A 12488-nucleotide genomic window follows, 5' to 3' on the forward strand; every position below is an offset into this window, starting at 1 on the left:
TGCGCCCTGTCCGTGCTCCACCGGACCGGCCCTGGCATCGTAACGGCGCCGGAGGGCGGGCCGTCAGTGCGCCTCCACCGTCACCGAGAAGGAGAACCGGTCCCCCCGGTAACGGATCTGCGCCACATCCACCACCCGGCCGCTCTCGTCGTACGTCACGCCCGTGTAGAACAGGATCGGGCTCAGCAGCGGCACCTGGAGGAGCCCGGCGGTGGCCGGGTCGGCGAGGCGCGCCTCGACCGTGTCGGTGATGCGCGCGATCCGGACACCGACCCGGTCACGCAGCACCTTGGTCATCGGCCAGCGTTCGAGATCGGCCACATCGAGCCGGGCCGCGACCTCGGGATGCACCGCGTTCTCCGCCCAGTTGGTGGGCTCGTCGCTCTCCCCGTCGCGGCGCAGCCGGCGGTAGCTGACGACTTCCGCGCAGTCGGAGAAGTACTCGGTGAGGTCTCCCGGCACGGCGACCGGACCATGGCCGAGGACCACGGTCCGCTCACCCGACTGCTGGGCCACGATCGCATCGATCGAGCCCAGCAGCCGGACCGGTGACACCCGGCGGGCGCGCGGCTCGATGAAAGTGCCGCGCCGCCGGTGCCTGCTGATCAGCCCCTCCGCCTCCAGCTCCTTGAGCGCCTGGCGCATCGTCAGGACGCTGACGCCGTAGTGCGCGGCGAGCTGTTCCTCGGTCGGCAGCCGCGCCGACGCGTCCTTGGTGCGGCCCAGTATCGAGGCGCGCAACGACTGCGAGACCTGGTACCAGAGCGGCAGTTTGCGGTTCAGGACCAGCGAATCGGGGGCGAAGGCATGCCCCTGGGGCATCTTGGACATCTGAGGCACCTGGGTCACCTGGTCTCTCCGTACTGCGACACAGCGGACGCGACGACGCGGGGGCCGAGAAGCGGCGTCGTTGCCTACGGCCTGAAGTTGCGGCTCAGACCCTGCCACACGTCGTCGTAGCCACGCTGCAGATGGCCGGCGGTCGCCGCCTGCCCGGTCGCCGTCACCGGCCAGCGGGTCTCGAACATGAAGGCGAGACCGTCGTCGATCTTCTGCGGCTTCAGCTCCGCCTCGCTCGCCCGGTCGAAGGTCTCCCGGTCCGGGCCGTGCGCCGACATCATGTTGTGCAGCGAGCCGCCGCCCGGGACGAAGCCGCCCTTGCCGGCCGTCTTCGCGTCGTACGCGCCCTCGATCAGGCCCATGTACTCGCTCATCACATTGCGGTGGAAGTACGGCGGCCGGAAGGTGTCCTCGCCGACCAGCCAGCGCGGCGCGAAGACGACGAAGTCGACGCCGGCCAGACCGGGGGTGTCGGACGGAGAGGTCAGCACCGTGAAGATCGACGGGTCGGGGTGGTCGTAGCTGATCGAGCCGATGACATTGAAACGGTGCAGGTCGTAGACGTACGGGGTGTGGTTGCCGTGCCAGGCGACCACATCGAGCGGCGAGTGGTCATAGGTTGCGGACCAGAGGTTCCCGCAGAACTTGTTGACCACCTCCACCGGGCGGTCGTCGTCCTCGTACGCGGCGACGGGGGCGAGGAAGTCCCGGGCGTTCGCCAGGCCGTTGGCGCCGATCGGGCCGAGGTCGGGCAGGGTGAACGGCTGGCCGTAGTTCTCGCAGACATAGCCGCGGGCGGTGGCATCCAGCAGCTCCACGCGGAAACGGACACCGCGCGGGATCAGTGCGATGTGCCCCGGTTCGGCGCGCAGCAGGCCCAGTTCGGTACGGAGCAGCAGGCCGCCCCGCTCCGGGACGATCAGCAGCTCGCCGTCCGAGTCGCTGAACACCCGGTCGGTCATGGACGAGTTGGCGTGATAGAGGTGCACGGCCATGCCGCTGCGCTGCGTCGCGTCGCCGTTGCCGCCGAGGGTCCACAGACCGGCCAGGAAGTCCGTCCCGGCCGCGGGCTCGGGGAGCGGATCCCAGCGCAGCCGGTTGGGGTCGGGCGCGGATTCGGTGAACGGGGCGGTGCGCACTGCGCCGTTGTCGATGCGGACGAACGGGGGATGAGCGGCCGACGGGCGGATCCGGTAGAGCCAGGAACGGCGGTTGTGCGCCCGCGGTTCGGTGAAGGCCGAGCCGCTCAGCTGCTCCGCGTAGAGCCCGAGGGGCGCGCGCTGAGGCGAGTTGCGGCCGTGCGGCAGCGCTCCTGGCACTGCCTCCGAGCTGTGTTGATTGCCGAAACCGGCGGAATGCTCAAGCCCTTCCGCGGTCTTCCTCGCCTGCTCGATGCCGCTCATGTGCGCTCCTGGTGCCGAAGGAATCCTATGGACAACCGTAGGAATCGGATCGGTGCGCGTCAACGGCATTCGTGGTGCACAGGGGGTTCCAAAAGTTGAACAATGCTCTACTCTCGCGCACATGTCGTGGACACGAAGACTTCTGGTGGTCCTGGCGGCGCTCGCCGTCGCCCTCCTCGCGGCTCCGGCCGCCCAGGCGCACGAGGAACGTCCGGTCACCCTGCCCGACGGAACCGGCAGCGTCCCCGTGTACCGCACCGGCGAACCGGATCTGCTGGTCTGCAAGAGCGACCGGGCGGACTTCGAGCGCCGCATATCCGGCTTCCCCGACGAGCTGCGGGCCCGGAACCTGCAGCTGTTCGACCGCTGCCAGAAGTCCGGCTACCGCCATCTGCAGCAGGCCGTCGACGCGGTCGGCAGGCCCGGCATGAACATCGCGATCCTGCCCGGCCTGTACGAGGAGGAGCCCTCACTGCCCAAGCCGGCGGGGGAGTGCACTCGCCTGAAGGCGCCCAACTCCAAGCTCGGCTACCAGATCCTGTCCTACGCGCAGCAGGCGCAGTGCCCGCACAACCAGAACCTGGTGGCGATCCTCGGCAAGAAGAACCTCCAGATCGAGGGGACGGGCGCCGAGCGCACGGATGTCGTCATCGACGCCAAGTACCAGAAACTCAACGCGATCCGCGCGGACGGCTCCGACGGCATCTACTTCAAGAACTTCACCGCCCAGCGCACCACTTTCAACTCCCTGTACGTCCTGGCGCAGGACGGATTCGTCATCGACTCCGTCCTCACCCGGTGGAACGACGAGTACGGCTTTCTGACCTTCGCGAGCGACCACGGGCTGTACAGGAACTGCGAGTCGTACGGAAACGGCGACTCCGGCATCTACCCCGGTAGCGCGTCCGACATCAACGACGGGTACGGCTACAAGGTCCCGCGCTACTCGATCGAGATCACCGGCTGCCGCAGCCACCACAACATGGTCGGCTACTCCGGCACCGCGGGCGACTCCGTCTACGTTCACGACAACGAGTTCGACCACAACATGGGCGGCGCCTCGATGGACAGCGCCTTCCCCGGCCACCCAGGACTGCCGCAGAATCACGCCCGCTTCGAACGCAACCTGATCCACGACAACAACGCCGACTACTACCCGTATGTCGCCGACGGGACCTGCGCCAAGCCGCCCGTGGACCGCGGCTACGAGGACGGGGTCGTCTGCCCGCAGATCTCCATGCCGCCGGGCTCCGGCATCATCACCGCCGGCGGCAACTGGAACCTGTACGAGAACAACTGGATCTACGGGCAGCAGCGCGCCGCCTTCTTCCTGACCGCGGTCCCCGCCTTCATCCGCGGCGAGAGCGCGCTGTCCAAGCAGGCCGACACCTCCCACCACAACCGGTATGCGGGCAACCACCTCGGCACGGACAAGGCGGGCAACTCCCGGCCCAACCGAACCGACGTGTTCTGGGACGGCCAGGGCGACGGCAACTGCTGGCAGTCGGACACCGGGCCGTCCTCCCCGCGCACCCTGCCCACCTGCGGCTCCGAGCGCGGCGCCGTGTCCGGACGCACCGACCGGCTCGTCGGCGAACCGGTCAAACTCGCCCAACTGCTGGTCTGCGCCGACTACAACGTGCAGGCGCGACGGCTGCCGGCCGGCTGCGACTGGTACGGAGCACGTGGCATCGAGCGCATCGAGGTACAGGTGACGCTGGCGATCGCGGTGGTGCTCGCGCTGGTCGGCGGGGTGCTGTGGTGGCGCAGACTGCGCGGCAGCGGGCTCGCCACCGCGGTCACGGTGCTCGGCGCGACAGGCCTCGGGCTGGACGTGGCCGGATCGACGATGGGGCTGGCCTCCACCTATGTGCCCGCGCTGGCACTGCTGCTGACCGGGGTGTGGTGGACCGGGATCGGGCTGGTGCTGCGGGGCGGACGGCCCTGGCTGGGCTGGACCACGGTGGTCCTGGGTGCGCTCACCCTGCTCGACGCCGTCGACAAGGCCGTGTTCATGATCCCGTGGATTCCGCTCAGCCCGGCCTGGGTGCGTGGACTGCTCGGTGTGATCTGGGTGGTGTGGGCCGTCGTGGCCGCCGCCAGGCACGGCGAACGGGGAGCGTCGGGCGAACAGGAAGTGTCGGAGGAGGGCCCTGCTCCGGACGCGGGCGTGGACGCGCCTGCCGCTCCGGCCCCCGCTCCGGCCGTCGCTCCGGCCCCCGCCCCTGAAGGAGACGCATCGTGAAGGATTCCCGCAGGCGACTGCTGCCCGCCCGGCCGGGTGTCGCAGCCGTCACCGTGCTCACCGCAGGCGCGCTCGTGTTCGGTGCGAGCGCCTGTGGTGGGCGGGCCACCACCCACCACAAGCCCGGCACCAGCCATGAGCAGGCCAGCGGCAGCGTCGGCCGGCTCCTTGCCGCCGACGACGGCTCCGGCCACCGGCTGCGCCAGGTCGACGCCAAGGGCGCCCCCGCGGTGACGGTCGGCGTACGGCCGGACTCCGAGGACGGGTGGAACGTCCATCTCTCCGTACGGAACTTCCGGTTCACCCCGGACAGCGTCGGCGGCGCCGCTCTCCTCGGGCGCGGCCACGCCCGCCTCTTCCTCGACGGCCACCCCCTCGCCCGGGTCTACGGCTCCTGGTACCACCTCCCCGACTACCTCGTCCGCAGCGCCGGCGGCGGCGCCCGCCTCACCGCCCGCCTCTACGCCGACGACCACACCGCCTGGGCCGTGAACTCCGCCCCGATCCAGGCCACCACCTCCCTCACCACTGCCTCCGCACAGCCCACCGCCCCCGCGCCGCACCAACCGGAAACGCCCCGGCCCGACACGACCCTTGAGATCGTCGTCTCCCACGGCAAGGTCAGCCCCGCCCCCGGCCGCACCGAGATCAAGAAGGGCCGGATCATCGAACTCCGGGTCCGCAGCGACCACGCCGACACCCTCCACGTCCACGGCTACGACAAGGAGGCCCGGCTGCCCGCGGGAAAGACCGTCACCCTCACGTTCACCGCCGACCGCACCGGGCTCTTCGAAGTCGAGACGCATGAGTCCGACCTGCTCCTGACCCAGCTCGTCGTACGGTGAGCGTCCTCGCCCATGGCATCGGCGCCCAGCACGACCTTCCGCTGTCCCCCTTCTACGCCTTCGCCGGGGCCTTCGCCGCGCTCTTCGTCTCCTTTCTCGCGCTCGGCCTTCTCTGGTCCTCCTCCCGATTCCGCGGCGACCGGGCGGGCAGCCCGCTCCCGGGCGCCGTCCAGCGCCTTGCCGACGCGCGCCCCACCCGTATCGCCGTGCGCGTACTCGGACTGGCCGCCGCCCTGTTCGTCACGCTCCACCTCCTCCTCGGTCCGGACGACCCGGACCGCAACCCGGCCCCCGGCGCCGTCTACGTACTCCTCTGGGTCGGGCTCGTCCCCGCCTCACTCCTTCTCGGCCCCGTCTGGCGACTGCTGAACCCGCTCCGTACCGTCCACCTCCTCGGCTGCCGCGCGCTCGGCCGCGATCCCGCCGCAGGCCGCCCCCTTCCCGTACGCCTCGGTCTCCGGCCCGCCGCGGCCGGGCTCCTGGCCTTCACCTGGCTCGAACTCGTCGCCCCCGACCCCGCATCGACCACCGCCCTCCTCCTCTTCCTCTCCCTCAACGCCGCCGTCCACCTCGCAGGCGCCGCCCGCCACGGCGCCGGATGGTTCGACCACGCGGACGCCTTCGAGGTCTACTCGGGGCTGCTCGCCCGGCTCTCCCCGCTCGGCCGGCGCCCCGCCGACCACCGCCTCGTGCTCCGCTCCCCTTTCAACGGCCTCGATGCCACCCCGCAGACCCCCGGACTCGTCGCCACCGTCTGCGTCATGCTCGGCTCCACCGCCTACGACGGCTTCTCGGACGCCCCCTCCTGGATCGCCACGGTCCAGACCTCACCCCTGGGCCGCACCACCGCGGCCACGCTCGGACTCTTCGGCGCCGTCGCCCTCGTAGCCACCCTCTATGCCCTCTGCGCCGGCGTCACCCGGCTGATCTCCGGTCAACTCCGCCACCCCCTCACCGCCTTCGCGCACTCACTCGTCCCGATCGCCCTCGGCTATCTCATCGCCCACTACTTCACGCTCTTCGTCACCGAAGGACCACGCACAGTCATGGTGGCATCCGGCACCGACAATCCCGTCCCGCCCGAGCCGCCCCTGGGTCCGGGCGGCGTCGCCACGCTCCAGGTCGCAGCGATCGTCCTCGGCCACGTACTCGGCGTCATCGCAGCCCACGACAGGTCCGTGCGCCTCTTCCCGCCCGGCCGTGCCGTCGCGGGGCAACTCCCGCTGCTGGTCCTGATGATCACGTACACCATCGGCGGGCTGTCCCTGCTCATCGCGTGACGGCCGCACCGGCACCGACCGACCTGCCACCCGCAGAGGAGACCCACGGCATCATGGATCCCGTGCCCCATGCGAACACGAACCTCCGCCGCGCCCCCGTGCAGCAGCGCAGCGCCGAACGCCTCGCCCGGATACTCGACGCCTGTGCCGAACTCCTCGACGAGACCGGATACGAGCAGCTGTCCACCCGTGCCGTCGCCGTCCGCGCCGAGGTCCCCATCGGCTCCGTCTACCGGTTCTTCTCCAACAAGCGCGCGCTGACCGATGCGCTCGCCCGGCGCAACCTGGACAGCTACGCCGAACGCATCACCGCCCGCCTCGCCACCATCCCGGCCGCCGACTGGCGCAGCGCCATCGATGCCGTCCTGGACGAATACCTGGCCATGAAACGCTCCGTGGCCGGCTTCGCCCTCGTCGACTTCGGCGCTCCGGCCCCCGATGATGACCCGGCCGGTGACGCCAACCACCGGGTCGCCGGCCGGCTCACCGAACTGCTCTCCGGGCACCTCGGCCGGGCCCCCGACGAGGAGCTGCTCCGGACGATCCTGGTCTGTGTCGAGGCCGCCGACGCCCTCCTCCAACTCGCCTTCCGCACCGTCCCGTCGGGCGACCAGGCCATCGTCGGCGAGACCCGCGTCCTGCTCCGGGCCTACCTCGCACAAGTCCTCGACTGACCGCGAGGGCCGCGTCCCACGGCAAGCTCAAGGCGCTGCTCCGCCGCGGCGGCACCCTCACCGTCGTCGACCCGCGCCGCACCCGCACCGCCCGGGCTCCCCGTCCGGCCGCACCCGGCAAGGGCTTTGCCCTCGGGCGACGGCAGCCGGCTCGACCCGCTCTCCGGCACCGCCGTGCTCAACGGCATCCCGGTGGCGGTGACGCCCGCCGCGACACCCGACGACATGAGCCAGGGAGTGCCGCCGGTTGTGCCCATCACGTGATCACCGCGTTGACCTGGTGTTTTGCTCGTATTGCTCGCATGTCAACATCTTGTTAACGCTGCGAGGCGCGCCCTAACGTCATCCGCACCGCCGACTCCGGTGGGAGTTCAAGGGTGAGCGATAGGTATCCCATATGCTGACAATCCTCGGCTTTGCCATGATTGCGACCTTCCTGGTCCTGATCATGATGAAGAAGATGTCGCCGATCGCGGCGCTGGTCCTGATCCCCGCACTGTTCTGCGTCGCCGTCGGGAAGGGTGCGAAGCTCGGCGACTACGTCATCGAGGGTGTCGGCAATCTGGCCCCGACCGCCGCGATGCTGATGTTCGCCATCGTCTACTTCGGCGTGATGATCGACGTCGGCCTCTTCGACCCGATCGTGCGGGGCATCCTGCGCTTCTGCAAGGCCGACCCGATGCGGATCGTGGTCGGTACGGCGGTGCTCGCCGCGATCGTCTCGCTCGACGGTGACGGCTCCACCACCTTCATGATCACCGTCTCGGCGATGTATCCGCTCTACAAGCGCCTCAAGATGAGCCTGGTCGTGATGACCGGTATCGCCGCCACGGCGAACGGCGTCATGAACACCCTTCCCTGGGGCGGCCCCACCGCCCGCGCCGCCACCGCGCTCAAGCTGGACGCGGGCGACATCTTCGTCCCGATGATTCCCGCGCTCGGCGTCGGACTGGTCGCCGTCCTGCTCCTGGCCGTCGTGCTGGGCCGGCGCGAGCGCAAGCGGCTCGGCACGCTCACCCTCGACGAGGTGCTGACCACCGAGACGGTCACGGAGTCGGAGACGGTTCTCGTCGGGGCGGGCGGCGGCAGCGACCGTACCGGCAAGAGCTCCGGCGGAAGCGGAAGCGGAAGCGGTACGGGCACGGGCGCTGTCGGCGACGAGGCGGCGGACGCCGAAGCGGATGCGGACGAGGGCTTCAAGGGCCTGGACCCGGCCCGCGCCACCCTGCGCCCCAAGCTCTACTGGTTCAACGCGGGCCTCACCGTCGCCCTGCTCACCGCGATGATCATGGAACTGATGCCGATCCCGGTGCTCTTCCTGCTCGGCGCGGCACTCGCCCTCACCGTCAACTTCCCCCACATGCCCGACCAGCGGGCCCGTATCGCCGCCCACGCCGACAACGTCCTCAATGTCTCCGGCATGGTCTTCGCAGCCGCCGTCTTCACCGGCGTCCTCTCCGGCACCGGCATGGTCGACCACATGGCCGACTGGCTCGTCGGCGCGATCCCCGACGGCATGGGCCCGCACATGGCGATCGTCACCGGCATCCTGAGCATCCCGCTGACGTACTTCATGTCCAACGACGGCTTCTACTTCGGCGTCGTCCCCGTGCTCGCCGAGGCCGGTGCCGCCCACGGTGTCTCCCCGCTGGAGATCGCCCGCGCCTCCCTGGTCGGACAGCCGCTGCACATGTCGTCCCCGCTGGTCCCGGCCGTCTATGTCCTCGTCGGCATGGCGAAGGTCGAGTTCGGCGACCACACCAGGTTCACCGTCAAGTGGGCCGCGCTCACCTCACTCGTGGTGCTCTGCGCCGGACTCCTCTTCGGAATCATCTGACCGTGCCCCGTACACAAGAGCCCGGCAGGAGCTGGCTGCTGCGCCTCGTCATCGCCTTCGCCTTCGCGCAGGGGGCGGTGTCGATGGCGCGGCCCGCCGTCTCCTACCGGGCTCTTTCGCTGGGCGCGGAAGAGCGCGCCATCGGTGTGATCACAGGGGTGTACGCGCTCCTGCCGCTCTTCGCCGCCGTCCCGCTCGGGCGCAGGACCGACCACGGCCGGTGCGCACCCCTGCTGCCGATCGGCGTCGTCCTGATCGCAGGCGGCTGCGCCCTCAGCAGCAGGGCGGGCTCATTGACGGCGATGGCGGCCTGGAGCGGTGTGATGGGGCTCGGTCATCTCTGCTTCGTCATCGGCGCCCAGTCGATCGTCGCCCGGCAGTCGGCGCCGGCCGAACAGGACCGCAACTTCGGCCACTTCACCATCGGCGCCTCCCTCGGCCAGCTCATCGGTCCGATCGCCGCCGGGTATGTGATCTCCGAGCGGGACGGCGCCATGGCCCGTACGAGCGCACTCGCCCTGACCGTCTCGGCAGCCGTCGCCGCCATCTCCTTCGTCTCGCTCCGGCGCATCGAGCACCGCTCCGCGCCCACGGCCATGCGCGTGGATCCGGTCAGCAAGGTTCCCGTCGGACGCATCCTGCGCGCCCGCGGGGTTCCGGCCGGGATCTTCATCAGCCTCGCCGTGCTCTCCGCCACCGATATCCTCACTGCGTATCTGCCCGTCGTCGGCGAGCACCGGGGCATCGCCCCCGCCACCATCGGGCTGCTGCTCAGTCTGCGCGCCGCCGCCACCATCGCCTGCCGCCTGGTGATGACCCCGATGCTCCGCGTCCTCGGCCGCACAGCGCTGCTCACCACGACCTGTCTGCTGGCCGGAATGCTCTGCGCGGGCATCGCCCTGCCCGTACCCGTAGCAGCGTTGGCCGTGATGCTCGCCGTGCTCGGCTTCTGTCTCGGGGCCGGCCAGCCGCTGTCGATGACCACCGTCGTCCAGGCCGCCCCGGCGGAGGCCCGCTCCACCGCACTCGCTCTCCGGCTGACCGGAAACCGCCTGGGCCAGGTCGCCGCCCCGGCGTCCGCCGGTCTCATCGCCGGAGTGGCGGGCACCGCGGCGCCGTTCGTCATGCTCGGCGCACTCCTGCTCGCGGCGGCGGGGCTGGGGGTACGCGGCGGGCGTGCCAGAGACGCCGAAGCGACCCCGGCCGTGCCGGCGCCCCGGTCCCGACAGCGCCCCGTGCACCGCAACCGCACCTGACAATTCCGCCGCACCCACCCCAGTGCGACGCAACCGTTGCGCGCACCGGCGGACAGGTCCCGCTCCTGGTCGATCTCGCGCACCTGTACGTCCTCGACCACCACGGCCGCCGGATCTGCCCACTGCCCAAGGACATCCCTGGTCTCGACGTCCAGGAGCACCGGTCGAATCGGGGCGGTTGACCTCAAGCCCACTGGAGGTCGTACGTTCCTCCCATGAGCATGGAAGCAACCGCGTGGACGCAGCTCCACAACGTCATGAACGCGCAAGCGGACCGACGCCCCTTCGACCGAGCCACCCTGCGGCGCATCGCCGCGTTCGCCCGTCCGCACCGGCGCCGGGTCGCCCTGTTCCTGATGCTGAGCGTGGCGACGGCGCTGCTCGCGGTCGCCACCCCCGTCCTCGCCGGCCGCGTCGTGAACGCGATCGTGACCGGCGAGGACGGGGGCACCGTCACACGGCTGTCCCTGCTCATCGCCGTGATCGCCGTCGCGGAGGCGGCACTCGGCCTGGTCAGCCGCTGGCTCTCGGCGAACCTCGGCGAAGGGCTGATCCTCGATCTGCGCACCGCCGTCTTCGACCATGTGCAGCGCATGCCGATCGCGTTCTTCACCCGCACCCGCACCGGCGCGCTCGTCAGCCGCCTCAACAACGATGTCATCGGCGCCCAGCGCGCCTTCAGCAACACACTCTCCGGCGTCGTCAGCAATGTCGTCACACTGCTCCTCACCCTTGGCGTCATGCTCTCCATCTCCTGGCAGATCACCGCGCTCGCACTGGTGCTGCTGCCGGTGTTCGTGCTGCCCGCGCGCCGCATGGGTACACGGATGGCGAGGCTCCAGCGGGAAGCCGCGGCCCACAACGCCGCGATGGGGACCCGGATGACCGAGCGCTTCTCCGCACCCGGTGCCACACTGATCAAGCTCTTCGGCCGGCCCGCCGACGAGTCCGCCGAATTCGCCGCCAGAGCGGGCAGGGTGCGCGACATCGGGGTGCGCACGGCCATGGCCCAGTCCGCGTTCATCACCGCCCTCACCCTCGTGTCCGCGCTGGCGCTCGCCCTGGTCTACGGGCTCGGCGGGTTCTACGCCCTGCGCGGGCAGCTGGACGCGGGCGCGGTCGTCTCCCTGGCCCTGCTGCTGACCCGGCTGTACGCGCCGCTCACCGCCCTTGCCGGGGCGCGCGTCGAGGTGATGAGCGCCCTCGTCAGCTTCGAGCGGGTCTTCGAGGTCCTCGACCTCAAGCCGCTCATCGAGGAGAAGCCGGACGCACGGACGGTCCCGGAAGGGCCGGTGTCCGTGGAGTTCGACGACGTACGCTTCGGCTACCCGTCCGCCGACAAGGTCTCCCTCGCCTCGCTCGAGGACGTCGCGGCCCTCGACACCCGCGGCGGCAGTGAAGTGCTGCGCGGGGTCTCCTTCCGCGCCGAGCCCGGCCGGACCGTGGCACTCGTCGGCTCGTCCGGCGCGGGCAAGTCGACCATCGCGCAACTGCTGCCGCGCCTGTACGACACGGACGAGGGCTCGGTACGCATCGGCGGCATCGACGTACGCGACCTGTCCGCCGACACCCTGCGTGACACCCTCGGCATGGTCACCCAGGACGGCCACCTCTTCCACGAGTCGGTCCGCGCCAACCTCCTGCTCGCCCGTCCGGAATCCACCGAGGAGGATCTCTGGGACGCGCTGCGGCGCTCACGCCTGGACGGTCTGGTCGCCTCGCTGCCCGACGGGCTCGACACAGTCGTGGGGGAACGCGGCTACCGCCTCTCCGGCGGCGAGCGCCAGCGGCTGACCATCGCCCGGCTGCTCCTGGCCCGCCAGCGCGTCGTCATCCTCGACGAGGCCACCGCCCACCTGGACAACACTTCCGAGGCGGCTGTCCAGGAGGCGCTCACCGAAGCGCTCGCCGGACGCACGGCAGTCGTGATCGCCCACCGGCTCTCCACCGTACGGGCGGCCGATCTCATCCTTGTCGTGGAGGACGGGCAGATCGTGGAGCGGGGCACCCACGAAGAACTCCTCGCGGCCGGCGGCAGGTACGAGGAGCTGTACCGCACCCAGTTCGAGAGCCCCGGCACGCAGGCCGCGGAGCTCGGCTGACAACGG

The 12488-nt window shown here is 70.5% G+C and carries 10 protein-coding genes; 8 read left to right on the plus strand and 2 right to left on the minus strand.

Annotated features, from left to right (window positions below; translation table 11 throughout):
• Positions 1-63: 63 nt before the first annotated feature.
• Both OG609_RS32290 and hmgA read right to left on the minus strand, forming a co-directional pair.
• Entirely contained in the window at positions 64-831 is a 768-nt protein-coding gene (locus OG609_RS32290) for a GntR family transcriptional regulator (protein WP_327276061.1), read from the minus strand.
• A gap of 83 nt (positions 832-914) precedes the next feature.
• Entirely contained in the window at positions 915-2243 is a 1329-nt protein-coding gene (gene hmgA / locus OG609_RS32295; RefSeq protein WP_327276062.1) for a homogentisate 1,2-dioxygenase, read from the minus strand.
• Positions 2244-2364: 121 nt separating this feature from the next.
• On the opposite strand from hmgA, the gene OG609_RS32300 reads away from it, so the two are divergent.
• The 8 genes from OG609_RS32300 to OG609_RS32335 all read left to right on the plus strand — a co-directional run bounded on the left by OG609_RS32300 (position 2365) and on the right by OG609_RS32335 (position 12482).
• Complete coding sequence (locus tag OG609_RS32300) at positions 2365-4488, plus strand: right-handed parallel beta-helix repeat-containing protein (protein WP_327276063.1); 2124 nt, start codon at positions 2365-2367, stop codon at positions 4486-4488.
• Positions 4485-5333 carry a hypothetical protein gene (locus tag OG609_RS32305; RefSeq protein WP_327276064.1) on the plus strand — a complete coding sequence of 283 codons (849 nt, stop codon included), beginning with the start codon at positions 4485-4487 and terminating at the stop codon, positions 5331-5333. The genes OG609_RS32300 and OG609_RS32305 overlap by 4 nt, the downstream gene beginning before the upstream one ends.
• The gene (locus tag OG609_RS32310) at positions 5330-6613 is read left to right on the plus strand and encodes a hypothetical protein (RefSeq protein ID WP_327276065.1); all 1284 of its coding nucleotides are present in this window, start codon (positions 5330-5332) and stop codon (positions 6611-6613) included. The genes OG609_RS32305 and OG609_RS32310 overlap by 4 nt, the downstream gene beginning before the upstream one ends.
• 53 nt (positions 6614-6666) lie before the next feature.
• Positions 6667-7287 (plus strand): TetR/AcrR family transcriptional regulator, encoded by a 621-nt coding sequence (locus OG609_RS32315; protein WP_327276066.1) that lies wholly within the window; start codon positions 6667-6669, stop codon positions 7285-7287.
• 126 nt (positions 7288-7413) lie between these two features.
• Positions 7414-7551, plus strand: coding sequence for a hypothetical protein (locus OG609_RS32320; protein ID WP_327278419.1), 138 nt, complete (start codon positions 7414-7416; stop codon positions 7549-7551).
• A 133-nt stretch (positions 7552-7684) separates the two neighbouring features.
• On the plus strand, positions 7685-9124 hold the full coding sequence (locus OG609_RS32325; protein WP_327276067.1) for a CitMHS family transporter: 1440 nt from the start codon (positions 7685-7687) through the stop codon (positions 9122-9124).
• A 2-nt stretch (positions 9125-9126) separates the two neighbouring features.
• Positions 9127-10380: an MFS transporter gene (locus OG609_RS32330; RefSeq protein ID WP_442818020.1), complete on the plus strand. Its 1254-nt coding sequence runs from the start codon at positions 9127-9129 to the stop codon at positions 10378-10380.
• Between the two features lie 215 nt (positions 10381-10595).
• Complete coding sequence (locus OG609_RS32335) at positions 10596-12482, plus strand: ABC transporter ATP-binding protein (protein WP_327276068.1); 1887 nt, start codon at positions 10596-10598, stop codon at positions 12480-12482.
• The last annotated feature ends 6 nt before the right edge of the window (positions 12483-12488 follow it).

The sequence above is a fragment of the Streptomyces sp. NBC_01224 genome, assembly GCF_036002945.1.
Classification (GTDB): domain Bacteria; phylum Actinomycetota; class Actinomycetes; order Streptomycetales; family Streptomycetaceae; genus Streptomyces.